This is a genomic window from Microtetraspora niveoalba, from assembly GCF_001570405.1.
Classification (GTDB): domain Bacteria; phylum Actinomycetota; class Actinomycetes; order Streptosporangiales; family Streptosporangiaceae; genus Microtetraspora; species Microtetraspora niveoalba.
The window spans coordinates 16,952-43,752 of the sequence record NZ_BBYM01000010.1 but is presented as its reverse complement, the minus strand read 5'-3'; the positions used below and the strand labels follow the sequence as shown (position 1 = coordinate 43,752).

The 26,801-nt window shown below is 71.8% G+C and carries 25 protein-coding genes and 1 riboswitch; of the genes, 17 read left to right on the top strand and 8 right to left on the bottom strand.

Annotated features, from left to right (window positions below):
• Nucleotides 1-16: 16 nt before the first annotated feature.
• Nucleotides 17-1,162, top strand: a complete 1,146-nt coding sequence (locus AWQ70_RS10390; RefSeq protein WP_067173532.1) for an MFS transporter — start codon at nt 17-19, stop codon at nt 1,160-1,162.
• Here the strand turns inward: AWQ70_RS10390 and AWQ70_RS10385 are convergent.
• Nucleotides 1,148-2,152: a hemolysin family protein gene (locus AWQ70_RS10385; protein ID WP_067173529.1), complete on the bottom strand. Its 1,005-nt coding sequence runs from the start codon at nt 2,150-2,152 to the stop codon at nt 1,148-1,150. The genes AWQ70_RS10390 and AWQ70_RS10385 overlap by 15 nt on opposite strands.
• The gene (locus tag AWQ70_RS10380; RefSeq protein WP_084516822.1) at nt 2,149-3,609 is read right to left on the bottom strand and encodes a hemolysin family protein; all 1,461 of its coding nucleotides are present in this window, start codon (nt 3,607-3,609) and stop codon (nt 2,149-2,151) included. Before AWQ70_RS10380 ends, AWQ70_RS10385 begins: the two co-directional genes overlap by 4 nt.
• Before the next feature lie 498 nt (nt 3,610-4,107).
• Here AWQ70_RS10380 and AWQ70_RS10375 point away from each other — a divergent pair, with 498 nt between their 5' ends.
• The 4 genes from AWQ70_RS10375 (at nt 4,108) to AWQ70_RS10360 (ending at nt 7,711) form a co-directional block, all read left to right on the top strand.
• Nucleotides 4,108-5,148: an LCP family protein gene (locus tag AWQ70_RS10375; protein ID WP_245646893.1), complete on the top strand. Its 1,041-nt coding sequence runs from the start codon at nt 4,108-4,110 to the stop codon at nt 5,146-5,148.
• A 120-nt stretch (nt 5,149-5,268) separates the two neighbouring features.
• Complete coding sequence (locus AWQ70_RS10370) at nt 5,269-5,868, top strand: TenA family protein (protein WP_067173526.1); 600 nt, start codon at nt 5,269-5,271, stop codon at nt 5,866-5,868.
• A gap of 64 nt (nt 5,869-5,932) precedes the next feature.
• Nucleotides 5,933-6,811 carry an Fpg/Nei family DNA glycosylase gene (locus AWQ70_RS10365; protein ID WP_067173524.1) on the top strand — a complete coding sequence of 293 codons (879 nt, stop codon included), beginning with the start codon at nt 5,933-5,935 and terminating at the stop codon, nt 6,809-6,811.
• A gap of 222 nt (nt 6,812-7,033) precedes the next feature.
• A complete protein-coding gene (locus AWQ70_RS10360; protein WP_067173522.1) occupies nt 7,034-7,711 on the top strand; it encodes a permease prefix domain 1-containing protein in 678 nt (225 codons plus the stop codon).
• Between the two features lie 124 nt (nt 7,712-7,835).
• Here the strand turns inward: AWQ70_RS10360 and AWQ70_RS10355 are convergent, their stop codons facing one another.
• Nucleotides 7,836-8,162 (bottom strand): helix-turn-helix transcriptional regulator, encoded by a 327-nt coding sequence (locus tag AWQ70_RS10355; protein WP_067173518.1) that lies wholly within the window; start codon nt 8,160-8,162, stop codon nt 7,836-7,838.
• A gap of 87 nt (nt 8,163-8,249) precedes the next feature.
• Here AWQ70_RS10355 and AWQ70_RS10350 point away from each other — a divergent pair, with 87 nt between their 5' ends.
• The 4 genes from AWQ70_RS10350 to AWQ70_RS10335 all read left to right on the top strand — a co-directional run bounded on the left by AWQ70_RS10350 (nt 8,250) and on the right by AWQ70_RS10335 (nt 12,709).
• The gene (locus tag AWQ70_RS10350; RefSeq protein ID WP_067173516.1) at nt 8,250-9,440 is read left to right on the top strand and encodes a cytochrome ubiquinol oxidase subunit I; all 1,191 of its coding nucleotides are present in this window, start codon (nt 8,250-8,252) and stop codon (nt 9,438-9,440) included.
• 91 nt (nt 9,441-9,531) lie between these two features.
• Nucleotides 9,532-10,290, top strand: a complete 759-nt coding sequence (locus tag AWQ70_RS10345) for a cytochrome d ubiquinol oxidase subunit II (protein ID WP_067173513.1) — start codon at nt 9,532-9,534, stop codon at nt 10,288-10,290.
• Between the two features lie 87 nt (nt 10,291-10,377).
• A complete protein-coding gene (locus tag AWQ70_RS10340) occupies nt 10,378-10,710 on the top strand; it encodes a rhodanese-like domain-containing protein (protein ID WP_067173511.1) in 333 nt (110 codons plus the stop codon).
• A gap of 537 nt (nt 10,711-11,247) precedes the next feature.
• A riboswitch (TPP riboswitch) is annotated at nt 11,248-11,370 on the top strand.
• Nucleotides 11,360-12,709 carry a purine-cytosine permease family protein gene (locus AWQ70_RS10335; protein ID WP_067173508.1) on the top strand — a complete coding sequence of 450 codons (1,350 nt, stop codon included), beginning with the start codon at nt 11,360-11,362 and terminating at the stop codon, nt 12,707-12,709. (Overlaps the previous riboswitch by 11 nt.)
• A gap of 60 nt (nt 12,710-12,769) precedes the next feature.
• Here AWQ70_RS10335 and AWQ70_RS10330 read toward each other — a convergent pair whose 3' ends face one another.
• Both AWQ70_RS10330 and AWQ70_RS10325 read right to left on the bottom strand, forming a co-directional pair.
• Entirely contained in the window at nt 12,770-14,068 is a 1,299-nt protein-coding gene (locus AWQ70_RS10330; protein WP_157529986.1) for a lipase family protein, read from the bottom strand.
• Nucleotides 14,069-14,254: 186 nt separating this feature from the next.
• The gene (locus tag AWQ70_RS10325; RefSeq protein WP_067173502.1) at nt 14,255-14,818 is read right to left on the bottom strand and encodes a methylated-DNA--[protein]-cysteine S-methyltransferase; all 564 of its coding nucleotides are present in this window, start codon (nt 14,816-14,818) and stop codon (nt 14,255-14,257) included.
• 86 nt (nt 14,819-14,904) lie between these two features.
• Between AWQ70_RS10325 and AWQ70_RS10320 the strand changes: the two genes are divergently transcribed.
• Nucleotides 14,905-16,779, top strand: coding sequence for a PAS domain S-box protein (locus AWQ70_RS10320; protein WP_067173499.1), 1,875 nt, complete (start codon nt 14,905-14,907; stop codon nt 16,777-16,779).
• 96 nt (nt 16,780-16,875) lie between these two features.
• Nucleotides 16,876-17,325, top strand: coding sequence for an ATP-binding protein (locus AWQ70_RS10315; protein ID WP_306303397.1), 450 nt, complete (start codon nt 16,876-16,878; stop codon nt 17,323-17,325).
• Nucleotide 17,326: 1 nt separating this feature from the next.
• Here the strand turns inward: AWQ70_RS10315 and AWQ70_RS39815 are convergent, their stop codons facing one another.
• Nucleotides 17,327-17,494, bottom strand: a complete 168-nt coding sequence (locus AWQ70_RS39815; protein WP_169808647.1) for a hypothetical protein — start codon at nt 17,492-17,494, stop codon at nt 17,327-17,329.
• A 98-nt stretch (nt 17,495-17,592) separates the two neighbouring features.
• On the opposite strand from AWQ70_RS39815, the gene AWQ70_RS10310 reads away from it, so the two are divergent.
• Complete coding sequence (locus AWQ70_RS10310; protein WP_245646892.1) at nt 17,593-18,291, top strand: response regulator transcription factor; 699 nt, start codon at nt 17,593-17,595, stop codon at nt 18,289-18,291.
• Nucleotides 18,292-18,338: 47 nt separating this feature from the next.
• Here the strand turns inward: AWQ70_RS10310 and AWQ70_RS10305 are convergent, their stop codons facing one another.
• A complete protein-coding gene (locus tag AWQ70_RS10305) occupies nt 18,339-18,701 on the bottom strand; it encodes a hypothetical protein (protein ID WP_067173494.1) in 363 nt (120 codons plus the stop codon).
• A 173-nt stretch (nt 18,702-18,874) separates the two neighbouring features.
• On the opposite strand from AWQ70_RS10305, the gene AWQ70_RS10300 reads away from it, so the two are divergent.
• The 3 genes from AWQ70_RS10300 (at nt 18,875) to mptB (ending at nt 21,637) form a co-directional block, all read left to right on the top strand.
• On the top strand, nt 18,875-19,216 hold the full coding sequence (locus AWQ70_RS10300) for an STAS domain-containing protein (RefSeq protein WP_084516820.1): 342 nt from the start codon (nt 18,875-18,877) through the stop codon (nt 19,214-19,216).
• Nucleotides 19,213-19,962, top strand: a complete 750-nt coding sequence (locus AWQ70_RS10295; protein ID WP_067173491.1) for a glycosyltransferase family 2 protein — start codon at nt 19,213-19,215, stop codon at nt 19,960-19,962. Before AWQ70_RS10300 ends, AWQ70_RS10295 begins: the two co-directional genes overlap by 4 nt.
• A 76-nt stretch (nt 19,963-20,038) precedes the next feature.
• Complete coding sequence (gene mptB / locus AWQ70_RS38720; protein WP_245646891.1) at nt 20,039-21,637, top strand: polyprenol phosphomannose-dependent alpha 1,6 mannosyltransferase MptB; 1,599 nt, start codon at nt 20,039-20,041, stop codon at nt 21,635-21,637.
• On the opposite strand, the gene AWQ70_RS10285 is transcribed toward mptB, so the two are convergent.
• Nucleotides 21,537-24,002 (bottom strand): hypothetical protein, encoded by a 2,466-nt coding sequence (locus tag AWQ70_RS10285; protein WP_157529985.1) that lies wholly within the window; start codon nt 24,000-24,002, stop codon nt 21,537-21,539. The genes mptB and AWQ70_RS10285 overlap by 101 nt on opposite strands.
• Before the next feature lie 410 nt (nt 24,003-24,412).
• Here AWQ70_RS10285 and AWQ70_RS10280 point away from each other — a divergent pair, with 410 nt between their 5' ends.
• On the top strand, nt 24,413-25,795 hold the full coding sequence (locus AWQ70_RS10280) for a glycosyltransferase 87 family protein (protein WP_067173482.1): 1,383 nt from the start codon (nt 24,413-24,415) through the stop codon (nt 25,793-25,795).
• 83 nt (nt 25,796-25,878) lie between these two features.
• Nucleotides 25,879-26,799, top strand: coding sequence for a prephenate dehydratase (gene pheA, locus AWQ70_RS10275; protein ID WP_067173479.1), 921 nt, complete (start codon nt 25,879-25,881; stop codon nt 26,797-26,799).
• Nucleotides 26,800-26,801 lie beyond the last annotated feature (2 nt).

The window sequence follows — 26,801 nt, the reverse complement described above, 5'->3', positions numbered from 1 at the left end:
TGTCTATGCTGCCGCCATGAGGACGCCGAATCGCTGGATCATGCTGGGTCTCGGCGTGGCCGCACAGGGCGCGGGCTGCGTGTTCATGTACGGCCTGCCGTTCCTCCTGCCGGCCTTCCAGGCGGAGAAGGGGCTGTCGCTCGCTCAGGCGGGGCTGCTCGTCGGCGCGCCGAGCGCGGGCATGTTGTTCACCCTGATCGCCTGGGGCTGGGTCGCCGACCGGTACGGCGAGCGGCTGGCGATGACCGCCGGTCTCGTCCTGGCGGCCGGCTCCCTCGCCGCCGCCGCGTTCGCGGCCCACCCGGGCGTCCTCGCGGCGCTGCTCGCGCTCGCCGGGGCGTCGGGGGCGTCGGCGAACGCGGCCAGCGGCCGGGTCGTCCTCGGCTGGTTCCCCAAGGAGCGGCGCGGCGTCGCGATGGGCTGGCGGCAGACCGCGCAGCCGCTCGGCGTCGCGGTGGCGGGGCTCGTCACTCCGGCCGTGGCGCACGTCACCGCGGCTCTTCTCGTCATGGCCGCGATCTGCCTGGTCACGGCGATTGCCGTCGGCCTGCTGGTGGTGGACCCGCCTCGTCCGCCCGCGACGCCCGGAGCCCGCGCCGCCTCCCCGTACGCGCTGCCGGCCCTGTGGCGGGTGCACGGCGCGAGCATGCTGCTCGTCGTCCCCCAGTTCGTGACGGCGGGGTTCGCGGTCACCTACCTGGTGTCGGCGCGGCACTGGGACCTCGGGACGGCCGCGAGGGTCGTGGCGGTGGCCCAGTTCGCCGGAGCCGCGGGGCGGCTGCTCTGCGGCCGCTGGTCCGACCTCGCCGGGAGCCGCGTGGGGCCGATGCGCATGCTGGCTCTGGTCAACGGGGCGGTGATGATCCTCCTGGCGGTGGCCGTACAGGCCGGAAACGGCCTCAGCGCGCCCCTTCTGCTGGCCGCCCTGGTGATCTCGATGAGCGGCAACGGACTGGCCTTCACGGCCGTCTCAGAGCTCGCGGGCGCGACCTGGGCGGGTCGCGCGCTCGGTGCCCAGAACACCGCACAGAATCTCGTCGCGGCCGCGACCCCGGGGGTGATGGGACTGTTCATCTCCGGATCCGGGTTCGCGGCCGCGTTCGCCGTGGCGGGGGCGCTCGCCGTGGCCGCCGCCGCGGCGACGCCGTCAGGAGGCCAGTAGCTGGCCGATGAGGGCCGGCAGGCTCACCATCCCGACGATGATGCCGCTCTCGTCGGTGACCAGGCCGAGCTGCGCGTGGGCCTCCTGCAGCACGGCCACCGCGTCCGAGATGCTCGTGCCGGCGGCGAGCCGGGGAACGGGCGTCGCCAGCTCCTCGGGACGCCGTCCCGGCTGCATGAGCGTGTCGCGCACGTGCAGCACGCCCACGACGGACTCCGGCGAGACGACGAGCATCCGCAGGTCGCCGGTCGCCGCCGCGGTGTCCCGTACGACCTGGTCGTCCGCGCCCGCGGGGACGGTGGCGGCGTGCTCGATCGGCACCATGAGCCGCTCGACCGGCTGCAGGTGGACGCGCAGCGCGCGGGTGAGCAGGTTGTGCTCGTCCCGGTCGAGCATGCCCATCCGGCCGGACTCGGCGACGAGCAGGGCGAGCTGGTGCGGTGTGCGGGTGGTGGCCAGCTCGTCCTTGGGGTGGACCTTGAACAGCCGGAGCAGCCCGTTGGTCATGCCGTTCAACGCCGCGAGGACGGGCCGGACGAGCCACGCGAAGCTGCGGAACGGCAGCGCCAGGCCCATGGCCGCCTTCTCCGGGTGGGTGAGGGCCCAGGACTTGGGCGCCATCTCCCCCACGACCATGTGCAGGAAGGTCACCAGCGCGAGGGCGATCACGTACGCGACGGGCGTCCTGGCGGACTCGGGCAGCAGCACGAGGATCGGTTCCAGCAGGTGCTCGATGGCGGGCTCGGCCACCATGCCGAGCCCGAGCGAGCACAGGGTGATGCCGAGCTGCGCGCCCGCCAGCATGATCGAGAGCTCGCGCGCGCCACGGACGGCCGCACGCGCGGTGATCTTGGTGAAGCGGCCGCCGGACGCGGCGGCCTCCTCCAGACGGTGCCGCTTGGCCGACACCACCGCGAACTCGGCGGCGACGAAGAAGCCGTTGGCCGCGAGCAGCACGACGCCGAGAAGGATGGCGGCTATCTCGTTCACGCCGACCGCTCCCTCTGGAAGGCGGGCCGCTCGCCCTGGAACAGGGCGGAGAACAGGCCGGGGGCGTAGTCGCCGTGGTGGCGGTGGTCCGCCTGCTCCTCCGCGGGCTCCTCCTTGGCCTCGGCCGGGGTCTCGTCGCGGAGCGAGAGCCGCACCCAGCCGGGGACGCGGCGTTGCAGGGACAGCACGGTGACGACGGCGAGCTTCTCGTCCGACTCGGAGAACGGGTCGGCGTCCTGCTCGACCGGGACGGTGATCTCGTCGCCCGGCTCGGTCATCCGGCCGAGGGACGCGAGGACCAGGCCGGCCACGGTCTCGTAGTCCTCGCTCTCGGGCAGCCGGACGCCCGTGGCGCGCTCGACCTCGTCGAGCCTGAGCGTCGCGGGCACGTCCCAGGAGCCGTCCTCCCGGGGGACCACGCCGAGGGGTTCGGGGTCGTTCTCGTCCACCAGCTCGCCGACCAGCTCCTCGGCGAGATCCTCGACGGTGACGATGCCGGCGAGGCCGCCGTACTCGTCGATGACGCAGACGAACGTGTCGTCGGCGGCGCGCATCCGCTGGAGCACCGCGGGGAGCGGGAGCGTGGCGGGCACGAACACGGGCGCGCGCATGATCGACGACACCGGCTCGTCGTCGTACGGCCCGGCCTTGAGCAGCTCGCGCAGACCGGCGACGCCGATGACGTCGTCGCCGTCGGCGCCGAGCACCGGATAGCGCGAGTGGCCGTGGTCGCGTACGGAGTCGAGCAGGTCGCGGACCCGGCGGCCGGCCCGGAGCGAGATCACGCGCGGCCGGGGGACCATCACGTCCTCGGCCGTGCGGTCGCCGAAGGAGAGCGCGCGTTCGAGCAGCTCGGCCAGCCGCGGGGGCAGCTCGCCGGCGGCGGCGGACTCGGCCACGATGCGGGACAGCTCCTCGGGGGTGGCGCCGTGCTCCAGCTCCTCCACCGGCTCGATGCCGACGAGCCGTACGAGCCGGGTGGCGGCCGAGTCGAACAGATGGATCAGCGGGCCGGCGACCTTCAGGTACACGAGGGTCGGCCGGGCCAGGAACTTCGCGACGGGTTCCGGGCGGGCGATGCCGAGGTTCTTGGGCGCCAGCTCGCCGAGGATCATCTGGACGACCGTGGCGACGGCGATGCCCAGCGCCACGGAGAGGCCGGGCACCACGGCGGCGGGGACGCCCGCGCCCTCCAGAGGGCCGCGGATGACGTCGGAGATGGCCGGCTCGGCGATGAAGCCGACCAGCAGGGTGGTGACGGTGATTCCGAGTTGTGCCCCGGAGAGCATGAACGAGAGGCGACCGGTCACCTCAAGGGCGCGCTGAGCGGCCGCGTCGTCCTTCTGCTCGCGGAGGACCGCCCGGTCCGCCGCGACGAACGCGAACTCCTGCGCGACGAAGAATCCGGTCGCGAGGGTCAGGACCAGTACGGCCAGGAGGCCGAGGGCGATGCTCATCGGGCGCCTGCCCGGGGGCGGTAAGATCCCGTGCCTGAGCACGGGCAGGTACTCCACGAGTCCGAAGCGGACACGACCGTCCTTTCACGTAGGGGTCTACCACCGTAACGGCTGAATGTGCCGAAGTGTTTCCAGCAATGCCTTTATTGAGGTCTTAGGGCGCTTCTGGGTACGTTCCAGGGGAAACCTTGGTGTCGCGCCCGCGCTCTCATGGGTTTACGGCGTGGATTCCGGCAGAAACGCTGAGCGGCAGGGGGAGAAGACGTGGCCGAGGACGACGACCCGACCAGAGCCATCCGCAAGCCAGGATCCGCCCGGCCTCCCGCTCCCGGCGTACCGCCCGGCCACCATCCGGTGCCCCCGCTCGCGGGCTCGGGGGCCGCGCCCGGCCGGGGATGGTCCGGGGCCCAGGAGTCGCGCCAGGCGTCTTCGTCGGCGCCTTCTTCGGCCTCGCCTTCGGGGTCCTCTTCGGGATCTTCTTCGGGATCGCGCGGCCGGGTGTACGGCAAGCCGCGCTCGGGCACGAGCCCCGTCCGCCCCATGCGGGCCGACGGCACCGTCGAGGACCGCCTGCCCCCGCGGAAGCCGAGGCGGATCGGCCGGACGATCGTCAAGGTCGTCGCGGGCCTGCTCGTGGTCCTCATCGTCGCCGCCATAGCCGGATATTTCTGGATCGGTTCTAAGCTGCAGCCGGTGGAGTCGCTGTCCGACTACTCCGGACGGCCCGAGGCCACCCCCGGCCAGGACTGGCTGCTGGTCGGCTCCGACAGCCGCGAGGGCCTGACGGCGGCCCAGCGCAAGAAGCTGGCGACCGGCAAGGCGGTCGGCAAGCGCACCGACACCATGATGCTGCTGCACATCCCCGACGGAGACGGGCGCCCCACCCTGGTCAGCCTCCCCCGCGACTCCTACGTCCCCATCGAGGGGCACGGCAGCGACAAGCTGAACGCCGCGTACGCCTTCGGAGGCCCGGAGCTGCTGGCCAAGACGGTCGAGCGGGTCACCGGTATCAGGATCGACCACTACATGGAGATCGGGTTCGGCGGCTTCGTCGGCATCGTGGACGCGATCGGCGGGGTCAACATCTGCGTGAAGCAGAACATCAAGGACCACAAGGCCGGCATCAACCTGAAGAAGGGCTGCCAGGACATGGACGGCGGCACCGCCCTGGGCTACGTCCGCACCCGGGCGACCGGCGCGATCCCCGACTTCGAGCGCACCCAGCGGCAGCGCCAGTTCTTCTCGGCCGTGGTGCAGAAGGCCGCGAGCCCCGGCACCCTGCTCAACCCGTTCACGTCGGTCCCGCTCGGGCTGAGCGCCGCGGAGTCGGTGGCGGTCGATCCCGGGACCGGCCTGTTCGACCTGCTGTCGGTCGGTCTCGCGATGAAGGACAGCCCGATCGCCACGACCGTTCCGACCAGCGGGTTCCCCATGATCAACGGCCAGTCGGTCGTGAAGTGGGACTCCGCGAAGGCCAACCGCCTCTTCGAGGCCCTGGCCCAGGACAAGGCCGTGCCGAAGGACACCATCACGAAGTAGCGCGTCTGCCCCCGGCCCTGTGCCGGTGGGGTCGTCTCGAAACGGACTGGGGGCCTCCAGGGCCGCTGGAGGCCTCTCGAAATCCCGGACCTGTGCCGTGGTCGGCCACAATGACCACTTATGGGGATTTCTCAGGAACTGCACGTCATCGGTCGGCCGCTGCTGGAGGCCCAGCTCGCGCACCCCACGGTGCGCGGCATCGCCAGGGGTGATCTCCCCGAGGAGGTCTTCCGCTCGTGGCTGGAGCAGGACTACCTGTACCTCCTCGACTACGTCCGGGTCTTCTCCCGGCTGGCGTGGCAGGCCCCCGACGCGCACCTCGGGACGCTGGTCGATCTGGCGTACTCCACGTGGCACGAGGAGCTGGACCTGCACCGGTCGCTGTCCGCCGATTTCGGGGCGGACCTGGGCGGCGCGGAGAAGGGGCCGGCCTGCGTCGCGTACACGACGTTCCTGCTGGAGTCGGCCGCCGACTACGGCAACGGGCTCGCCGCGCTCTATCCCTGCATGTGGGGGTACTCCTCGCTCGGACGGATCCTGGCGGAGAACCCGCCCGCCGAGCCGCGCTACAAGGCGTGGGTGGACACGTACGCCGATCCGGCCTTCGCCGCGCTCTCCGACCGCATCGCCCAGATGATCGACGATGTCCGGCCGGACCGCGCCGAGGAGTTCTTCCTTGAAGGGATGCGGCACGAGCTGGCCTTCTGGGACGTGCCGTGACATTCGTCCACAGCCTGTGGACAGACGTCCGGTGACGTCGACGGGCCGCGGGTAGTGTGAGGCCATGCCGGAGCTTCCCGAGGTGGAGGCGCTCGCCGAGTTCTTGCGCGAGCGCGCAGTCGGCCGCGTGATCGCGGCAGTGGATGTGGTCGCCTTCCAGGCGCTGAAGACCGTGGATCCGCCCGTCACCGCGCTCGGAGGGCTGACCGTGACGGGCGTGGCCAGACACGGCAAGTTCCTCGACCTCGACTGCGACGGCTCGCACTTCGTCACACATCTCGCCCGCGGCGGCTGGCTGCGCTGGAGGGACGATCTCTCCGGCGCCAAGCCGGTCCGCCCGGGCAAGGGCCCTCTCGCCGTCCGGGTACGGCTCGCGCCCGACGGCGACGGCCTCGCCCCCGGCTTCGAGCTCACCGAGGCGGGCACGCAGAAGCGGCTCGCGGTCTACGTCGTGCGCGATCCGGGAGACGTGCCCGGGATCGCGAGCCTGGGGCCCGATCCGCTGGCCGCCGACTTCACGCCCGACGTGCTCCGGGGGATCGTGGAAGGCAGCCGCAGCCAGATCAAGGGGCTGCTCCGCGACCAGAAGGTGATCGCCGGCATCGGCAACGCGTACTCCGACGAGGTGCTGCACGCGGCCCGCATGTCCCCGTTCAAGATCGCGGGAACGTTGACGGAGGAGCAGGTCGCCGAGCTGCACGACGCGATCGTCACCACGCTGCGCGACGCCGTCGGCAGGGCCAGGGGGCTGGCCGCCAAGGATCTGAAGGCGGAGAAGAAGTCGGGCCTGCGTGTCCACGGCCGCACCGGTGAGAAGTGCGAGGTCTGCGGCGACACGATCAGGGAGGTGTCGTTCGCCGACTCCTCCCTGCAGTACTGCCCGACCTGCCAGACCGGTGGCAAGCCGCTCGCCGACCGCCGCCTGTCCAAACTGCTGAAATAGCACCCCCGGGGAGCCCGGCAATGTGGCCGTGAGGCGAGGCGCCCGACGATGTCCGTCTCCGCCCGGCGTACGGGCCGGGACGTGGGCGGATGCCGCCGCGGCGTGGGGAAGCCGAGGGACGGGTCAGGGTTCTCCCTGATTCCTGGGGGTGCCGTTCTGCGTCAGGATGGAGGAGTCCCGCACCGGTCATGGCGGGCGTGGGAAGCACCGACTGGGGACGGTATGGCGAGCACGAGTGTCATCGACGACTACGTGACCGGGCTCGGCCGCACCCTGCGCGGCCCGTTACGTGCCAAGCGCGACCTGATCGCCGAGGCGCGCGACGGCCTCGTGGACGCCACCGAGGCGCTGGAGGCGGACGGCCTGCCCCGGCAGGACGCCGAGCGGCTGGCGGTCGAGGAGTTCGGTCCGATCGCCGCGATCGCCCCCGCCTACCAGGAGGAGCTCGCGGTCGGGCAGGGGCGCAGGACGGCGCTGCTGCTGTTCATCGGCGTCCCCTTCATCGCGCTGGTGTGGAGCATGATCTGGCGGATCTTCCCGCAGGATCCCGCGCGGATGATGGCGCACTGGCCGGGCTGGTTCCATCCGGTCTCCCGGGTGGTCGACTACTCCCAGATCGCCGTCGGCCTGTGCGGCGCGGCGGCGCTGATCGCCTTCGGACCGGGACGACGCAGGCTCGCCCGGCCGTGGCTGGTCACCCGGGCACTCGGTGTGCTCGTCTGGGTGGAGTTGCCGCTGATCGGCGTCTTGTCGTCGATGCTGACCACTGCCGCCGCACTCGACGGCTTCTCGTCGTATCCGCCCGGTGCCGCGGCGACGCTGGTCACCGGCGTGTTCATGTTGTGGCAGCTGTACAGCGCGACGCGCTGCCTGATCTTCACCCCGCGCTCGGCCGCCTGATCGGTGTGAGCGCCGGTCCCTCCGGCGGGGGACCCGGTGTCGTGGTCTGCGCGGGTGAGAGGCGTACGGCTGCCTGGTCGGGGGTCACCAGTGGCATCAGCGCGCGAGCACGGGGCACGGCCGTTCACCGGGCGCGTGGCTCCAGCACGCTGCCGATCGCGGCGGTGAACTCGCGCCAGGCGGAGCGCTCGCCGGCGAGAGCCGTACGGCCCGTGTCGGTGAGCCGGTACGTGCGGCGCTTGCGCCCGCCGACGGTCGCCCACTCGCCGGCGAGGTATCCGGCCCGCTCCAGCCGCCGGAGCGCGGGATAGACGGTGCCGGTCGGGACGGCGAGCGCTCCGCCGCTGCGTTCCTGGAGCGCTTCGATGATCGCGTAGCCGTGCAGGGGCTCGTGCTCCAGCACGGAGAGCAACAGGGCGTCCATGTGCCCATGGAGCGCGTTGGTGTTCACGGCCTCACCCTAATCCCTGTCTCTTTCTTGCCATCCTACATGTAGGCTCTCTATATGTAGAGAGACACAACAAGGAAGGTTGGGGACATGGACGTGCTCGATCTGGCGCGGACGCAGTTCGCGGTGACGGGAAGTCTGCACTTCCTGTTCGTCGTGCTCACCCTGGGCCTGGCCCCCCTTGTCGCGATCATCCAGACGCGTCACGTCATCACCGGGAAGCCGGTATTCGAGCGGATGGCCCGCTTCTGGGGACAGATCTATGTGATCAACTACGCGCTGGGCGTCTTCACCGGACTGGTGATGGAGTTCCAGTTCGGGCTGAGCTGGAGCGGGCTGTCCCGCTTCGCGGGTGACGTCTTCGGCGCGCCGCTGGCGATCGAGACGATGGCGGCCTTCTTCCTGGAGTCGACCTTCCTCGGCCTGTGGATCTTCGGCTGGGGCCGGCTGCCCCGCTGGCTCCATCTGGCCTGCATCTGGCTGGTCGCGCTCACGGCCTACGCGTCCGCCTTCTGGATCATGGTCGCGAACTCGTTCCTGCAGAACCCGGCGGCGGCCGAGCTGCGCGGTGACCACCTCGTCCTGACCGATTTCGGCGCCCTGCTCACCAACCCGTCGCTGGTGTTCGCGCTGCCCCACGTGCTCGGCGCGGGGCTGTTCACCGGCAGCTCCGTCATCATCGGCGCCAGCGCCTACCACCTGTTCCGCGGCACTTCCGAGCGGGAGTTCTTCGTCCGCTCGCTGCGGATGGGGGTCGTCACGGCGCTGATCGGCACCCTGGTCACGGTCGCCTTCGGTTTCGCCCAGTTCGGCACGGTCGGGCTGGTCCAGCCGGGCAAGTTCAACGGCGGCCCGGCCGTCGGCGCGTCGCTGGGCTTCATGATCCTCATCGGCGAGCTCGCCCTGTTCGGCGTGATGTTCGTCCTGACGCCGCTGCTCTTCCGCGACCTGCTGGTCCGCTGGAGCTGGACCCACCCGCTGCTGATGCTCATGACCCCGCTTCCGTTCGTCGCGGCGATCCTCGGCTGGCTGGTCCGCGAGATCGGCCGCCAGCCCTGGCTCGTGTACGGCAAGTTGACCGTGGAGGACGCCATGTCGCCGGGGCTCACTCCGGGGATGGTCACCGGCTCCTTCGTCGCCTTCACCGGGGTGCTCGGCCTGCTCGCCGTCGTGGACTATCTGCTCATCGCCCGCACGGTACGGCGCGGCCCGGCCGCGGTGACCCTCGGCGTCCCCGGGCGTCCCGACCCGGCCGCGCCCGCTCCCGCGCTGACCCTCTGACAACCCGGCCCCACAGCTCGGAGGCCCTGACCGCGAAGGGCCCGCCGACCCCAGCCCCTCCCACACGGTGCCGCCTCTTTAGGAGACGACGATGGACATCCTCTGGCTCGGCGTGTTCGCCCTGCTGCTGATCGGCTATTTCGCCCTGGAAGGCTTCGACATCGGGATCGGGATGCTGCTTCCCATGCTCGGCCGTACCAGGGAGGAACGGGACCGTCTCGTGGCGGGCATGGCGCCGTTCGTCCTGGCCGGGGAGGTGTGGCTGGTCGCGGTGGCGGGCGTGCTGTTCGGCGCGTTCCCCCACCTGGAGGGCGAGGTGTTGTTCTCCCTCTATCCCCTGGTCGTGGGGCTGCTGGTGTCGTGGGTGCTCCGCGACGCCGGGCTGTGGTTCCGGCGCAGGCTCGACGGCGGAGCCTGGCGCGCGTTCTGGGACGCCGCGCTCTGCCTCGGCTCGTACGGCCTCGCCCTTACCTGGGGGCTCGCCCTGGCCGCCCTCGCCCAGGGCGGCCCGGTGCTCACGCCGCTCGGAGTCGGCTACGCGGCGGTGGTCGTCGGCGTTTTCGCCCTCCACGGCCGGCGGTTCGCGGCGTGGCGGCTTGGAGGGCCGGGCCGTACCGGCCGGGCGCTGCTCGGCTCGGCCGCGCTGGCGGCCGTCCCGGTGGCGGTGCCGCTGGCCGTCGCGGCCCCGTGGCTGCTCGACCACGCGGCGCCCGCCGGCACGCTGGGCGTGCTCACGCTGGTGATCCTGCCCTGCGTGCCCATCATGGTCGCCGCACAGGTGTGGGTGTGGCGCACCTTCGGCCGCCGTGCCCGGGCCGGCGTCGGCGCCGGGATCCCGTCGTTCTTCTGACTCCGTACGGCCGTGGGCGGCGTCCCGGATTTCGCTGGGAGCTCCCGATCGCCCCAGCGTGCCCTCTCATGAGCCGGCGCTGGGAAAATGGACGGTATGACATTCCCTGAGATCGACGTGAAGTCCCTGCCCGACGAGGCGTACCTGCTCGACGTTCGCGAGCCGGACGAATGGCGCGCCGGGCACGCGCCGGACGCGTGCCACATCCCCCTTGGCGAGTTGCAGGGGCGGGTCGGCGAGCTGCCGCCGGACCGCCCTATCTATGTGATCTGCCGGGTGGGCGGCCGTTCGGCCCACGCCGCCGCCTGGCTCAACCACGTCGGACGCGAGGCGATCAACGTGGGCGGCGGCATGCAGTCGTGGGCCGCCGCCGGGCTGCCCATGGTGAGCGAGGGCGGAGGAACGCCGTTCGTGGCCTGAGATGCGTTTATGGCCTCGCTCCGCTCGGCGGGCTCGGGCGCCCTCAGGCGATGTCTTCCCTCGTCACTCGGGACTCGTTCCTCGCCCGCTCGTTCCTCAGTCCAGACACCGCCGCGCCCCTCGCGTGATGGCAGGGCGCCGTAATCATCGATGGGGCTCGGCGGGCTCGGGCGCCCTCAGGCGATGTCTTCCCTCGTCACTCGGGGCTGCGCTTGGTTGCCTCGCTCCGCTCGGCGGTTCGGGGCGCCTGAAGTCGGCTCGTGCCCTCCTCGCTCGGAGTCGCTCGTTCCTCGCTCCCCGCTCGCTCGTCGGTTACTTCACCGCCGCGCCCCTCACGTCCCTCAGCCCGCTCGTTCGTGTTTTCGGGTTCGGCTTCGTCACGCTCCTCGCTCCTTCGTCGCTGCGGGCGTTCCTCAGTCCGGACACCGCCGCGCCCCTCGCGGGATGGCTTGGCCGCCGTAACGATCGATGGGGCTCGGCGGGGTCGGGGGCGGTGGTTGGACATTTCCGGAGGCAATGTCATAATCCGGGGCGATAACTCGATACCGCGGGAGCTCGGGCGTGACCGGGCTGAGAGGGCGGCTCCTCCACGAGGCGTGCCGCCGACCGCATGAACCTGTCCGGATAATGCCGGCGTAGGGAGCGTGCGATGGCGTCTGCCGTCTTCGATGATGTTGAAGCCCCCCTCACCCTCGACGAGGAGGCTCCGAAGACCCTCGGGGTGCTCGATCAGGGAGCGTTCTGGGCCAACCTCGGCGTCAGCCTCCTCGGGTTCTCCGGGGCGCTGTTCCTCCTCGACCCGCTGGGCGGCAAGCCGCTGACCTTCACCGGCGCGATCGTCGCGGCGGTCGTCGGCAGCCTGATCGGCACCGCCATGGTCGGGCTCGCCGCCATCCCCGGAGCACGTACCGGCCGGCCCGCGATGGTGCTGCTCAGAGGCTTGTTCGGGGTGCGGCTGTCGTACGCGCCGACCGTGCTCAACATCGTCCAGTTGCTCGGCTGGGGGGCGTTCGAGCTCTGGGTGGTGGCCACCGGCGCCCAGGCGATCTTCGGTGACGCCGTGCCGTACGAGGTCTGGGTGGTCGCGGCCGGGCTGCTGACCATCGCGCTGACGATCCGCCCCCTCGGCGCGCTGCGGCTGCTCAGGCGGCACGTCACGGTCGGGGTGATCATCTCGATGGTGTGGCTGTCGGTCGCCCTGTTCAGCAGGGGACCCTCGCTGGGCGCGGGATCGTGGGACTCGTTCGCGCCCGCGGTCGACTACGTGATCGCGTTGTCGGTCTCGTGGGTGCCGCTCGCCGCGGACTACGCCCGGCACTCGCGATCGAGCGGCGGCGCCTTCGCCGGCATCGTCGGCGGCTACACGGTCGCCCAGGTGGCCTGCCTGGCGCTCGGCATCGCAGCCCTCGCCCTGGTGGGGAACGACGCCGACAAGGTCTGGGAGCCGTTCGTCGCGGCGCCGCTCGGCGCCCTGTTCTTCGGCATCCTGGTTCTGCGCGAGGTGGACCAGTCGTTCGCCAACGTCTATTCGACGTCGATCTCGATCCAGAACTTCGCTCCCCGGGTGGACCGGCGGGTCATCTCGGTGGTGATCGGCGTGCTGACCATCGCCATCGCCCTCTTCGCCGACGTGAACTCCTACGGGGCGTTCCTCAGCGTGATCGGCGCGGTGTTCGTCCCGATGTTCGCCGTTCTCGCGGTGGACTACTTCCTTCTCGGCGGCGCGGCCCGGTGGAACACGGCGCAGGACGCGCCGCTGCGCTGGTCGACCCTGCCGCCGTGGGTCCTCGGCTTCGCCGCGTACTGGGTCGTCACGGTCACCCCGACGGTCGGCTGGTGGGACGACGTCTGGGCGCGGGTCCGCGACACGATCGGGTTCGTCCACCAGCCGTGGATGAACGCGGCGCTGGCCGCGTTCCTGGTGTCCGCTCTGACGATGCTCGCGTCCGGCCTCGTCGCCCGAGTGGCGGCCACCCGGTCCGTACGGCACGGCCGCTGAGAGCCGGCCGGGGCTCCGGGCGGCGGATGTGCGCCGCCCGGAACCCCGGCCCGCGACCGATCAGTCGCCGAACTCGTTCTGCACCCCGGGCGGGGTGAGCGCCGAGATGTAGCGGTGCGGCAGGTGGTCGTCGATCGAGTGCACCGCGGGAAGCGACCGGGCCACCGGGATCACGCGGGCCACGAACTCCGGCGCGGAGATCGGCACCCCCAGCAGGTGTGGCAACTGCCCGGACCGGTGCTCGACGATCCGCCAGATGCCCGCGCGTCCCGGCAGGTGCGCCTCGGGACGGCGGAGCACGCCCGCGACGAGGTTGCGCAGGTGCGGGATCTCATAGCGGTACTCCCGGCCGAAGTGCCGGAAGGGCCCCGAGGCCGCGGGCGGGAGGTGCGGGACGACGTCCCGGTCGTAGACGTAGCGGATGACGTGTTCGCGGAGGAACTCGTCGCGGTCGCACGCCTCGGCGAACCGGTGGTCGCCGATCATGGGCTGGCCGAACGTGTAGACGGCCCTCAGCCGGTCGCCGAACACCTCGCGGTACTTCCGCTCCCGCCGGATCATCACACCCATGAGCGCGGCCATCGCGCCGCCGTGGCCGTGCCCGGTGATGTAGAGCGCTTCGAGCCGTCCGTCGACGCGCCCCAGGTCGAGGCCGGGCGAGCCGTTCGGCAACGAGGTGCGCACCGAGTGGCGGTCGGAGGCGTGCCGCAGGGCGTTCATGACCTCGTACCTGGTCGCCCGTACGTTGCGGTAGAAGCCCGCGTGGACGGTGGCGGACGGGTGGCAGGCCCGGTACGCGATGCGTTCGGGCTCGCGGTCCGTCCCGGCGAGCCGGTGGACGAATTCGAGCGGTTCGGCGCCCCGGTAACAGAGAATGCCGACCTTTCCGCTCTTGCTCTGTATGAGAAAAGCGGTCGAGCGGATCATCATGGCGTCGACGGACGCCTGGATCATCCGGACCTGGTTGTCCTCGAGGCCCATTCTCGCCATGATCATCGAGACCGTTTCCGGTTCCGAATAGGCGTAGGCCGAGCACGTCGCCATGACGTGCGCGATTTCCGGGTCGGGGTGTTCCGCGGCGTTCAGCAGCCGCTGTTCCAGGTCCTTGTATACGGGGAATCCGGAGGTCTCCCGTGGCCCGTACGGCCGGAGTTCCTCGTAGCTGGGAGCCTTCGCGTCGCGGGTCCACAGGCCGCCGATCTCCAGCGTGTCCCGCAGCCTCATCTCCCATTCCAGGGGGCGGAACTCGCCGGTCGCCCCGGTCGCGGCGGGCACTTTCGCGGCGCCCGCCTGCTCGGTGGTGGAGGTAACCGACTTCTCCGCCTGGCGCGTGTTCCGCGCGGTGTCCACATTCGCCATGCCGTACACCTTCCGGTCTTCCGGTGACGTGATTCAGGCGGTGGTTTCGACCATTTACCGGGTGCCATGAAAAACCGGAACGGCTTGTGCCGTCCCGCGTCGAGGACATCCTTGGTCCCGCCTGTCCGTCACAATTTCCATGACAAAGCGGGACAAATCCCTGCGACTCGCAAACACATTTCCAGGTCAGGCGAGAACGCCCTCCAGGCGGAGCAGTTCCTCCTTCGCCGCGGGGCCTCCGGCGTACCCGCCGAGGACGTCGGGAGCCTCGACGGCACGGTGGCAGGGGACGAGCAGGCACACGGGGTTGGCGACCAGCGCGTTGGCGACGGCCCGGAGCGCCTGCGGCCGCCCGATCCGGTCCGCGATGTCCTGATGAGTCGTGACCTGTCCGTACGGCACGGCCGCCATCATCTGCACGACCGTCCGCGCGAACGCGGAGACGAGCTGGAGGTCGACCGGCGAGGAGAAGGTCCGCAACCGCCCCCCGAAGTACGCGTCGAGCTCCCGGCGCACCGGATCGAGGCGGCGCGGATCGGGGCCGATGAACGAGCTGACGTCCCGGTGGATGCGGGCGAAGACGGCGTGCTCGTCCTCGTAGCTGCACGCCAGCACGCCCCGCGCGGTGACCGCGAGCGCGAGGCGGCCGACCGGGCTGTCCACGGTGCCGAAGGCGACCTCGGGCGGGGACTCCCCCACGTAACCCCGCGCGGTCACGCGCAGCAGGGCTTCGAGGTCGGCTGTGGACATGCGCCCCACTTCCTCTCAGTGCGTACGCGAAGCGTATCGGATGCAAAACCTCAAGATCAGAGAGGGAAAGGGGGCACCATGGGGGAGTGGGTGACGACAGGAGCGACTACGAGGACGGCATAGCCCGCGCCGCCGTCGCGAGCTCCCCCGACGCCATCGTGGCCCTTGACCGTGATCTCTCCGTCCTCGGATGGAATCCCGCGGCCGAGCGGCTGTTCGGGTGGACGGCGGAGCAGCTCATGGGCAGGCGGGCCCCGATCGTCCCGGCCGAGCTGATGGCCGAGCACAACGCCGTGATGGAACGTGTGCGCACCGGCGGCCAGGTGTCGCTGCGGACCCGGCGCTTCCACCGGGACGGCCGCCTCCTGGAGGTCCGCGTCGACACCAACGCGCTGCGGACCGACACCGGGACCCTGCTCGGATACGTCAGCGTCTACCACCTCGCCGAGGACGACGAGGCGGCGCGGGCGGCGCGCCGGGCCCGGCTGGTCCGGCGGCTGACCGACGTGGTCGCCGACATCAACGCCGCGCTCGACCTGCCGGTCGTGCTCGACCGCATCGCGGGCAGCCTCACCGAGCTGACGGGCGCGGACGCGGGCGGTTTCGTGCTGATCGAGGGCGAGCGGCTGCGGCTCGTGAGCGGTCACCACATCCCGCCCGAGCTGCGCGGCGCCACCGCCGACCTGCACACCAGCCTGGTCGGCAAGCTGCTGCGCACCGGCAAGACCGTGCTGCTCGAGACCAGCCCCGACGGCCTCCAGGACCTCGTCTGGGCCCGGCTTCCCGGCCTGCACACCGTCGCGGTCGGCATCGCCGCCGTCGGCGGCCGCCCGTACGGCGCGCTGTACGCGCTGTTCGCCAAGGGCAAGGCGGGGCACGTCGAGCTCGAACTGCTCGAACTGCTCGCCGGCCACGCGGGCATCGCCGTCGGCAACGCCGTCGCCTACCAGGAGGCGGTACGGCAGCGCGCGCACGAGCGGGCCGTCTTCGACGCGAGCGCGGACGGCATCGGCGTGCTCGACGAGGCCGGCCGGGTGACCCAGTGGAATCCCGCGGCGTCCGAGTTGACCGGGTTCCCGGCGGAGCGGGTGATCGGCGGGCCGCCGCCGTTCCCCCTGCCCGACCCGGGCGAGAAGCTCACCATCCAGCTCGACTCGGGCCGCTGGCTGGACGTGCTGTGCGCGGCGATCCCGGAGACGGGCGAGGTCGTGGCCGACTTCCGCGACGTGACCAGGGCCAAGGAGCTGGAGGAGGCCAAGGACCTGTTCCTCGCGACCACCAGCCACGAGCTGCGCACGCCGATCACCATCGTGCACGGCTTCGCCAGCACGCTGGACGCCCGCTGGGACGACCTGTCCGACGCCGAGCGCCGCTCCGCCGTACACACCATCGCCGAGCGGGCGAGGATGCTGGGCCGGCTCGTGGACCACCTGCTGCTCGGCGCGCGCACCGGGGCCGACGAGCTGCGGATCAGGATCGAGACGTTCGACCTGGCCGAGCGGGTGCGCGCGGCCACCCTCGGCCTGCCGGTGCTGTCCGAGCGGCACCGGATCGAGGTGCGCATGCCGGACGACCTGCCCGAGGTCCGGGGCGACACCCTGGCCACCGACATCCTCCTCGGGCAGCTCCTGGAGAACGCGTTCAAGTACTCCCCGGACGGCGGCCTGATCCGGGTCGAGGCGTGGGCGGAGGGCGGCCGGGTCGTCCTGGTGATCGACGACGAGGGCGTCGGCATCCCGCCGGCCGACCGGGAGCGGGTCTTCGAGCGGTTCGTGCAGGCCGACAGCGGCAACCGGCGCAGGTTCGGCGGGGTGGGGCTCGGGCTCTACATCGCGCGCAACCTGGCCCGCGCCCAGGGCGGCGACCTGACCGCCCACTCCCGCCCGGAGGGCGGCACCCGGATGCGCTTCGTCCTCAACGGGGCGGCCGCCGTGTCCGGTGGTGAGCACGACATGATCTGATGTGTGCAAGCCGTAATCATGACGCGGTTTCTTGGGCCCCCGAATGGGGCATTTCGGTCCTACTGGGGTGTGTTGTCTCCTCGGGGGAGGGGGAAGGTGAGTCCGTCGAGCGTCGTGATGTTGCCGTACGCGCTGGCGAGTGTCGCCGCAGCGCGTCGGCGTCTCAGCTCGGATCTGCTCGCTTCGGGGCTCTTCAGCGGCGCGACCGTGGACGACGCGGTCCTGGTCGTGAGCGAGCTGCTGAGCAACGCGTTGCGCCACGCTCACCCGCTGCCGTCAGGGCAGCTCAGGCTCGCCTGGACGTGCTCGGAAGGCCGGCTCGAAGTCGCCGTGAGCGACGGAGGGGCCACCACCGAACCGCGCGCGGGCCGCCCCACGCTCTCGTCGCTGGGCGGCCGCGGCCTCGGCATCGTCGAGTACCTCGCGGAACGGTGGGGCGTGCGCCACGAGGGCGAGATGACCACCGTGTGGGCGATCCTCGTGCTGCCGCAGCCTGTCCGAAACGGTCAGGTGCGAAAGCCCGAAATTCACGCCCTGCGGGGATGAGTCAGCGGGACATCTTTCCTACGAGCGTGACCGCCGCCACCACGAGGAAGGCGATGATCGCGAGTACGAGCAGGAACTTCAGCGTGGCGAACAGCGCCGGGATGATGAACGCGAAGACCAGCCAGAGGGCGAGGATGATCCCCAGGACGGTCAGTACGGTACGGGCCATAGGCACAAGGTACGCGCTGTCGCCCGCCGCCGCGAAGATCCGGACGTTTCACGTGAATCACAACTGACGCCGGGGTCGGCGACCGTGAGAATGGGCGCGTGATCGGAAGAACCGCCCGCATCCTGGTCGTCGAGGACGACCCGACGGTGGCCGAGGTCGTGGCCCGTTTCCTGGAACGCGACGGCCACCTGGTGGAGTGCGCGGACGACGGCGCCGAGGCGCTGACGCGGGCGCTCGCCGATCCGCCCGACCTGCTGGTGCTCGACCTCGCCCGCTCCGGCGCGGACGTCCTGCGGCTCTGCGGCCGCCTCCGTGAAGGCGCCCCCGTCCCGGTCATCATGCTCACCACTCTCGGGGCCGGGATCGACCGCGTGGTGGGCCTGGAGACCGGGGCCGACGACTACGTGACCAAGCCGTTCAGCCCGCGCGAGCTGGCGCTCCGCGTCCAGGCGGTGCTGCGCCGTACGGGAGGGGCGGCGGCGACGACGGGTGCCGGGGTGCTGGCCGACGGCGACCTCGTCCTCGACGTCGGCAGCCACGAGGTGCGGCTCGCCGGCCGGGAGGTCGGTCTTACCGCGCGGGAGTTCGACCTGCTCGCCCACCTGCTGCGCAACCCCCGCCAGGTGTTCAGCAGGAGCGCCCTGCTCGACCAGGTGTGGGGCTGGTCCTTCGGCGACTCGTCGACCGTCACCGTCCACGTGCGCAGGCTCAGGGAGAAGATCGAGTCGGACCCGGCCGAGCCGCGGCGCATCGTCACCGTGTGGGGAGTGGGCTACCGGTACGAGCCCACCGGCTGATCCCCCGCGGTGCGGCGTACCGCGCGACGAGCCGGGGGCCGTGCCGGTCAGACGAACGCGTCGTACATCGCGCGGAACGTCGGGCAGGGCCAGCGCCACATGCAACTGCGGCAGCGCAGGATCGGGTTCGCCGTGTCGCTGGTGATGCCGCCCGCGTCACGCGGCTGGTGGAGGTCGAGCAGCCGGATGCCCAGCTCGGAGAGGCTCAGCAGCTCCTCGCGCGCGGTCGCGAGGAACTCGAGGTCCTCGCCGGCCAGCCGCGCCGTGACCGGGACGTACCCCTCACGGTTGATCAGCGCCTGGAGGTGCCCGGTGCCGTCCCGCCACGAGGTCGCCTTCTCCGTACGGACCTGGATGGCCTCCAGCCGCTCGCGCAGCCGTCGCCGCTGCGGATCCTCGGGGGGTTCCATGCCTGCTGGGCCTGACACGCTCGTCCCTCCGCCCCAAGCCGGGTGTCGCTTCGCGTCAAGCTTCGCGCACCGCGCGTTTGCGTGAGGGCGGAATCGGGGACAAAGCGCGGACGACTCTTCGGCTAGCCTGGGGGAACGTGACCCCAGGCCGGTACGGCGCTAGTGTGCGCGCTGTGGAGCTCAAAGTCGCGACGCAAACCCATGCTGGCCAGGCCGTAATGGCCATTGTCGGCGAAATCGACCTATATACCGCGCCTCGTTTGCAGGCCGAATTCACCCGCCTGCTGGAAACAGGGCCGGAGCGCGTGGTGATCGACATGTCAGGAGTGGAGTTCTGCGACTCCACCGGCATGAACGTGTTGCTCTCCGCGCTCAAGCGGCTGCGCGAGCGTGGCGGCATCCTCGAGGTGGCCTCGCCCCGCCCCGCCGTACGGAAGATCCTCCAGGTCACCGGCCTGGACTCGGTCTTCATCGTCCATGAGAGCGTCCCCGCGGAGGTGGCCGAATTTCTATGAGTGACCAGGTGGAGCGGCCTGCGGACACCGCGGTCGTCATCCCGGCCAAGGACGAGGCCGACCGGATCGGCGCCACGGTGGCCGCGGCGAAGCGGCTTCCCGGTGTGGATCTCGTCGTGGTCGTCGACGACGGCTCGAGCGACGAGACCGGCCGGGTGGCCAAGGCCGCCGGCGCCCGTGTCGTACGGCACAGCCGGAACGCCGGCAAGGCCGCCGCCATGGAGAGCGGGGCCGAGGCCGTCCGGCTCCTCGACGAGGAGACGCCCCGGAACCTGTTGTTCCTGGACGCCGACCTGGGTGAGACCGCGCAGCAGGCCGCTCCCCTCATCGCGCCCGTCCGCTCGGGGACGGCCGACATGACGATCGCCGTCTTCGCCACCAGGGTGAAGCTCGGCGGCCACGGCATCGTGGTACGGCTGGCCCGCGACGGCATCAGGCGGGCCACCGGTTTCGAGGCGGCCCAGCCGCTCAACGGCCAGCGTTGCCTCACCCGGGCCGCGTTCGAGGCGGCGCTGCCGCTCGCCCGGGGGTTCGGCGTGGAGACCGGCCTGACCATCGACCTGATCCGCCAGGGGTTCCGGGTCCTGGAGGTCGAGGTCGAGATGGCGCACCGGGCGACCGGCGACGACTGGAGGTCCCAGCTCCACCGGGCCAGGCAGCTCAGGGACGTCGGCTGGGCCCTCGCCGCGAGGGAACCCGCCGTCATGAAGAGCACGGACGTCATCCTCCGGACCATCCGGAACTGACCGGCCGTCCTCCGTTCGTCCACAGCCGCGAGCCGACCTCTACGGGAGCGGTCTGCGGCTGTGATGAAATTCGGGGGTGAGTCGGGAGAGCGCGCGGTGGTCCGCCACGCTGGTCGGGCCTGCCTTCGTCGCCGGGTCGATCCTCGTGACGATCGTCGTCGCCGCGCTCGGCCCCTCCGCGATGGTCCCGCTCCTCCGCGGGCCGGGCCCGCAGCCGCCGTACTCCCTTGACCTGCGGCCCGACGGGCATCTCGTCGTGGCGCTCGCGGCCGTCGCCGTCGTGGGCGGCGCGATCGGACTGGTCGCCGGGCTGCGCGGCCTGCGGCGCCTCGCCGCCCCCGATCCCCGCCGGACGCGCATGATGGTCGCGGCCGGGTGCCTCGCGGCGGGCGTGCTGGCGTTCCTGCCACCGGTCGGGTCGGCCGACCATCTGAACTACGCCGCCTACGGGCGGATCGCCGTCCTCGGTCTCGATCCGTACGTCACCGTGCCCTCGGCGGTGCCGCACGACCCGGTGGCCGGGGCGGTGGAGGAGTGGCGGAACACGCCGAGCGTCTACGGCCCGGTGGCGACGGGCGTGCAGGCCCTCGCGAGCTGGATCGGCGGCGACTCGGTGCGGCTGACGGTCTTCGTGCTGGCACTGGTCAACGCGGCCGCGTTCGTCGCCACCGCGCTGCTGCTGCACCGGATCACCCGCGGCGACCCCGTACGGCAGCGCCGCGCCGCGCTGCTGTGGGCGGTGAACCCGCTCGTCGTCTACCAGCTCGCCGCGGGCATGCACGTGGACACGCTGGCGGTGGCGTTCGTGGTCGCCGCGCTGGTGGTCGAGTCGGGGGTGCTCCTCGGGCTCGGCATCGCGGTGAAGGTCACCGTCGGCCTGGTCGCGCTCGGGCCCGCCTGGCGATACAGACGGGACCCGCGGCGGCTGCTGGTCATCGCGGGCGCGGCCACGCTGACGGTGGCGGCGGCGTACTGGCTGGCCGGGCCGCACGCGCTCGACCAGGTGTTGAACGCGAGCAAGTCGGTGTCCATCGCCACCCCCTGGAAGCTGGTGCAGAAGGCGCTCCAGGGGGTGTTCGGGGCGGGAGCGTACCGGTCGTGGATCCAGGCCGGGTCGTTGATCCTCATGGTCGTGCTCGCCTGGCTGCTGCTTCGCGCGGGCGCCCGCTTCCGTGCCGGCATGGCCTTCGGCGCGCCGGGGAGCACTCCGGGCGACTCGGATCCCGGCTGGGCTCCCGGCGCGGCTCCGGGAGCAGCTCGTGGTGTGGTCCCCGGCTCGGTCCCAGACTCGGTCCGAGGCTCGGTCCGAGGCTCGGTCCCCGGCTGGGCTCCCGGCGCGGCTCCGGGGGCGGCGGAGGCTCCCATGGTGGCGCTGGCCGTCGTCGTGGCCTGGCTGTTCGCCACGCCGTACGTGCTGCCGTGGTACGACGGCCTCGCGCTCGCGCTGCTGGCGATGGTCCCGGCGTCGGCGCTGGACTGGTTCGTGGTGGCGCGCCTCGCGGCGCTGTCGTTGGCCTACCTGCCGGCCAGGCAGCTCGACCAGCCGCCCGATCTGGGCTGGCTGGTCACGGTGGTCAGGGCGCAGGTGGTGCCGTGGCTGCTGCTGGCGCTGACGGCCGCCCTGGTGTGGTGGGCGGCGCGAGCTGGAGCGCACGCACGGACGCGGCGAGCGTGAGCGGCACGGCCACGGTGAGCGCCATGGCCGGGATGGCGATCCCGGAGTCGTTGATCAGGAACCCGGTCATGGCGGTGGTCAGCGCGCCGACCAGCCCGGCCCGCAACGCGGGCGCGCTGCCGTAGGCCAGGGTGAGCGCCGGGGCGCCCCAGCGCGACGGGCGCGCGAGCACCAGGAACAGGAACGCGATCGCGGCGACCGACAGCAGCGTCAGCTCCGCGTTCCCGAGCGTGTTCAGCATCGCCCCCAGCTTGCGGCCCACGACCTCGGGGCCCTCGCCGTCGGCGACCTGCTGGACGAACGCCCCGAGATGCGTCCGCCGGTCCGCCGGACGCAGCCAGTCGGCGACCGCGATGGCCGCGATCAGCACAGCCCCCACCAGGCCGACGACGGCGAGCCTGGCGACCGACACCCGCCGGCCGTACAGCATGAGCGCGAAGACGGCGAACCCGACGACGAACGCGGGCACACCGCCGAAGTCGGCCCCCCAGCTCGGCCAGCCGTCCGCGACGATCGCCAGCAGGCCGTACGCGAGCAGGACGATCCGCGGCCTGACGACGTGGGCGAGCCCGGCGAGCGCCAGGATCGTTCCGGTCGCGAAGATTGCGAAGGGCATGTTGCCGAAGCCGTAGAAGCGGCCGCCGGTCACCGGCTCGTAGCCGGTTACCGCGTTCACCTGGAGCGTCGAGCCGGTCATGACGTCGGCGAGGAGCGCGAGCGAGCTGACCGCGGCGACCACCGTCAGCGGCCCGGCCACGTGCCGACGCCACGGCCCGGCGAACGCGAGCGCCGCGATCGCCCCGGCGAACCCGAGGATGGTCGCGATCAGCGCGGGCATGGGGTGCGCCATGTGCCACCACGGCACGAGCTGCGCCAGGAACGTCGAGACCGGGATCGCCCCGCTGACCACGGCCACGACCTGGGTGGCGGTGAGCATCCGCCGCCGTCTCCTGATCACGAAGGCGGCGAGGCCGTAGAACAGCACCTGGATGGCGACGAGCGCGATGAAGAACGGCTGCCTGACGTCTCTGAGCACCTGGGAGGCCAGGTCGGCGTCGGCCAGCTCCGCGACGATCTCGGCTGTGTCCTCCGGGGCGTCGCCGGCCCGCTGCCAGCCCCGGCCGACCACGCCCTGCGGCGCGTCGAGACCGACCGAGCGCAGGACGGTCGCGGTCAGGTCGGTGATCGTGACCAGGCCGTCCTGCCGGGTCGAGGTCGCCGTCAGATAGCCCCGCCCGTACGTGCCCGTCCCGGCCTCCGCCGGGCCGCTTCCGGCCGTGCCGGACGCCGTGGGCTCGGCCGCCGTCGCCGGGCCGTTTCCGGTCGTGCCAGGAATTCCTGTGGGGTCGGTCGTCGGCGTGCCGCTTCCGGTTGTGCCGGGGGTTCCTGTGGGGTCGGTCGCGGGTGTGGCGGCGGTGTCGGCGTGGGTGGTGCGCGCTGTCGCCGGGGCTTCGGCGGCGATGGCGACGTGCAGGTGCGCGTCGAGCGAGCCGATGCCCGAGTCGGCGAGCCCGGCGACGAGGACCGTGGAGCCTTCGGGGACACGTCCGAGGACGTCGCCGACGGTCCGATCGGCCGCCGCCACCGCGTCGTCGCGGGCCTGGCCGGTCACGTCCGACGGTGATCCGCCCGGATGCTCCGCCGTACGCAGCGCGAGGGCGGCCTTGGCGATCTCGCCCGCCTCGGCGAACACGGCGGTGTACGGGGTCAGGTCGGGCAACTCACCGGGCGTGGCGGCATACTTCTCGACTTTTCCGGATGTGTCGGCGGCCCCCAACGCCGCCCCCGGACCGATCGCGGCGACCTTCCCGCCCGCGGCCACGATCGTCCGGCCGAGCAGGCCGATCTGCCCGCCGTACGACTGGGCCCGCTGGTAGGCGGTGAACGCGTCCCAGCCGGGAATCGTGGCCGAGCCGTCCGAGGCCGTCCGCGGGACCGGCATGGGCGCGCAGTCGTTCCCGGCCGTACCGGCCCGCTGGCCCGCCGACACGGTCAGCCAGCCGCTGACGGGACAGGTCACGTTGCGGCCGCTGGGTGGGATGACACGGGTGGACAGCGACGCGGAGGCGCCCTCGCCGGCCAGCCGCCACAGGTTGGGCGTCCGCTCCCGGTCGAGGTCGTTCCACAACAACCCGGGCACCCCGATGACGACCACCCGCCCGGACGGCGTCGTCCGCCGGGCCTCTTCGGCCTGGGCGGGGGCGGGCAGCGCGAGGAGCAGCAGGCCCAGCGAGAGTGCGACCAGAGCGGCCACGAGGCCCCGGGGCCACGCCTTCGAGCCGGAGGCGTGCGATGCCGCGGAAAGCGCGTAGGGAGGGAGCGCGTGCGGTCGTGACCGGGACAGGACGATCCCGAATGGCCTCACGTGCTCTCCTCACTCCCTGGGCCCCGTCGTGGCCCGGTCTCGCTGTCGCCCGGTTCCTCGGTCGTCCGGCCTGTCGTGGACCGGCCGTGTCGCGTCCTGCCCGCAGTGTGGGCGGGCGTGCCGTGCCCGCCCCCGCTGTGGCCGGGACACATGTGCCCCGCCCGTCGAGGTCGGGACGCCTCGCGCCCCGGCTTCCGGCCTGGCCCGGATGTCGCGCCCTTGGCCGGCCGTGGCCGGGACGCCCCGACCTCGGCCCCCGCCACCGAGCCCGTCACCGGGCTCCGTCGCCAAGCTCTGTCACCGGCTCTGTCACCAGGCTCCGTCACCAGGCTCTGTCACCAGGCTCCGTCACCGGGCTCCGGATCCGGCTTCGCGAACCGTGGCGAAAGTCCACGGTAGCCTGCCTGGACATGAGGACAGGCGAGACGATCATCCCGAAACGGGCTGTATGGGCCTGGCCGGTGGCCGCGGTGATCGTCGTCGGAGCCGCGATCCCGCTTGTCGTGTACTGGCTGACGAACCCCGCCGACCAGCGGCTCGTCGATCTGGACGTCTATCGCACCGGCGGACAGAGCCTCCTGCTCGGCGTCCCGCTCTATGACGCCATCACGCCGGCTCCCCAACTGTTGCCGTTCACCTATCCGCCGATCGCGGCGATCCTGGCGGTGCCGCTCGCCGCCCTCTCGTGGCCGGTCGCGCAGTGGGTGTGGACCGCCGCCATCGTGGCGACCCTCGCCGTGACGGTCTGGTACGGCTTCCGCGCCTCGATCGTGGGTGTCCAGGGCGTGGAGGGGGCCCGGGCGGATCTGGATGCGGCGAGCGCGCGGCCTGCGCATGGGGGCGAGGGGCCTGCTCGGCCCTTCCGGGGAGCACGCGCGGTGGTGCCGCTGGTGTTCGCGGTCGCGGTGGTGGCGTGCCTGTACCTCATGCCGATCAGGGACCAGGTGCGGTTCGGCCAGGTCGATCTCTTCCTGGTGGCGGTGTGCCTGCTCGACTGCGTGGTGCGCCGCCCGTGGTGGCCGCGCGGCCTGCTGATCGGGCTGGCCACCGCGGTGAAACTCACCCCCGGCGTGTTCCTGATTTATCTCGTGATAACCGGATTTTCGTGGCGAAAGCCGTACATACGCGATGAGAGGCAGGCGCGCGCGTTCTTCATGGCGGTGTTCACCGCGGCGCTGCTCACCGTCCTGCCGTTCCTGGTCATTCCCTCGGACGCCGAGGACTTCTGGTTCTCGGCACTGCTCGATCCCGGTCGTCTGGGGGCGAACGCGGCCACCACGAACCAGTCCATCCGCGGCATGCTGATCAGGCTCTACCTGCCCGACTCCGTGACCTCCGCGCTGTGGCTGGTCGCCGTCGCCGCCGTGGGCTGGTACGGCTTCCGCCGGGCCCGCGGCGCGTACCTCGACGGGGATCCGATGACGGCGGTGGCGCTGACCGGGCTGATGGCGGTGCTGCTCTCCCCCGTCGCGTGGATCCACCACCTGGCCTGGGTGGTCGTCGTGCTGGCGGCGCTCGTGGGGACGGGGACCGACCGGGTCCGGCTGCTGGTCGCCGGAGGCGTCTGGCTCTACTACGTGGTCCCCGTGCCCTGGTGGGGGGTCTCCCTGAAGGCGTTGGAGATCCCCGTGCTGAGCCCGGTCCTGGGAAAGATCGTCCAGAACGGGTTCGGTCTGGGGGCGCTCGTCCTGGTGTGGCTGCTCGGCTCCTGGCTCCCCCGGCGGCGTTCCCTCGCCGGCGCGGCGGCCGCGACGGACGGCGTGGCCGCGGAGGGCAGGGCGTCCGGGGGGTGATCCCACCGGCTCTGCCTGCCCGGATTGTCGGCATTGCGGGAATCCCGGTGTGGGCAGGTGTGACGGGTCGCTAACCTTGTGCTATGTCAAAGCTCGCGTACCTGGGGCCGGAGGGCACCTTCACCGAGGCCGCCGTGCGCGCACTGGCGCCCGACGCCGAGCGTCTTCCCTGTGCGAACGTCGGCGCCGCCCTGGACGCGGTCCGGTCCGGGCAGGCCGACGGCGGAGTGGTCCCCCTGGAGAACTCGCTCGAAGGCGGCATCATCCAGACGCTGGACGAGTTCGCGTGGGGCGAGCCGCTCCTGATCGTCGCCGAGTACCTGCTGCCGGTCGAGTTCTCGCTGCTCGTCCGGCCGGGCACCGAGCTCGGCCAGATCAAGCGGATCACGACGCATCCCGCCGCCCAAACCCAGTGCCGGGGCTTCATCGAGCGCGAGCTGCCCGGGGCGGTCGTCATCCTGTCCTCCTCGACCGCCGCCGCCGCCCAGGAGGTGGCCAACCCCGAGTCTCCGTACGACGCGGCGATCAGCCCGGCCATCGCCGGCGAGGTGTACGGCCTGGAAGAGGCGGCGTCCAACATCGGCGACCGCAACGACACGGTGACCAGGTTCGTGCGGGTGGCGCCGCCCGGCAACGTGCCGGAGCCGACGGGCGCCGACCGCACCTCCATGGTGGCCTTCCTCAAAGAGGACCACGCCGGAGCCCTGCTGGAGATGCTGAACGAGTTCGCCGTGCGCGGCGTGAACCTGAGCCGGATCGAGTCCCGTCCGACCGGCCGGGGCATCGGCAGCTATTTCTTCCACTTCGACTGCGAGGGGCACGTCGCCGACGCCCGGGTGGGCGAGGCGCTCTCCGGGCTGCACCGGATCTGCGGCGACCTGCGCTTCCTCGGCAGCTATCCGCGCGCCGACCAGGTCGTCACACAGATCAGGCCGGGCACGGCCGACTCCGACTTCGGCGAGGCGGCCGGCTGGCTCGGCCGGATCCGATCCGGCCTGGTCTGACC

Bases quoted from the DNA above. Each gene is read 5' to 3' on its own strand.
- pheA (WP_067173479.1), top strand. From the start codon at position 25,879: ATGTCAAAGCTCGCGTACCTGGGGCCGGAGGGCACCTTCACCGAGGCC.
- AWQ70_RS10335 (WP_067173508.1), top strand. From the start codon at position 11,360: ATGGCGTCTGCCGTCTTCGATGATGTTGAAGCCCCCCTCACCCTCGAC.
- AWQ70_RS10350 (WP_067173516.1), top strand. From the start codon at position 8,250: ATGGACGTGCTCGATCTGGCGCGGACGCAGTTCGCGGTGACGGGAAGT.
- AWQ70_RS39815 (WP_169808647.1), bottom strand. From the start codon at position 17,494: ATGGCCCGTACCGTACTGACCGTCCTGGGGATCATCCTCGCCCTCTGG.
- AWQ70_RS10345 (WP_067173513.1), top strand. From the start codon at position 9,532: ATGGACATCCTCTGGCTCGGCGTGTTCGCCCTGCTGCTGATCGGCTAT.
- AWQ70_RS10295 (WP_067173491.1), top strand. From the start codon at position 19,213: ATGAGTGACCAGGTGGAGCGGCCTGCGGACACCGCGGTCGTCATCCCG.
- AWQ70_RS10370 (WP_067173526.1), top strand. From the start codon at position 5,269: ATGGGGATTTCTCAGGAACTGCACGTCATCGGTCGGCCGCTGCTGGAG.
- AWQ70_RS10390 (WP_067173532.1), top strand. From the start codon at position 17: ATGAGGACGCCGAATCGCTGGATCATGCTGGGTCTCGGCGTGGCCGCA.
- AWQ70_RS10330 (WP_157529986.1), bottom strand. From the start codon at position 14,068: ATGGCGAATGTGGACACCGCGCGGAACACGCGCCAGGCGGAGAAGTCG.
- AWQ70_RS10305 (WP_067173494.1), bottom strand. From the start codon at position 18,701: ATGGAACCCCCCGAGGATCCGCAGCGGCGACGGCTGCGCGAGCGGCTG.
- AWQ70_RS10325 (WP_067173502.1), bottom strand. From the start codon at position 14,818: ATGTCCACAGCCGACCTCGAAGCCCTGCTGCGCGTGACCGCGCGGGGT.
- AWQ70_RS10365 (WP_067173524.1), top strand. From the start codon at position 5,933: ATGCCGGAGCTTCCCGAGGTGGAGGCGCTCGCCGAGTTCTTGCGCGAG.
- AWQ70_RS10340 (WP_067173511.1), top strand. From the start codon at position 10,378: ATGGACGGTATGACATTCCCTGAGATCGACGTGAAGTCCCTGCCCGAC.
- AWQ70_RS10280 (WP_067173482.1), top strand. From the start codon at position 24,413: ATGAGGACAGGCGAGACGATCATCCCGAAACGGGCTGTATGGGCCTGG.
- AWQ70_RS10380 (WP_084516822.1), bottom strand. From the start codon at position 3,609: ATGAGCATCGCCCTCGGCCTCCTGGCCGTACTGGTCCTGACCCTCGCG.
- AWQ70_RS10360 (WP_067173522.1), top strand. From the start codon at position 7,034: ATGGCGAGCACGAGTGTCATCGACGACTACGTGACCGGGCTCGGCCGC.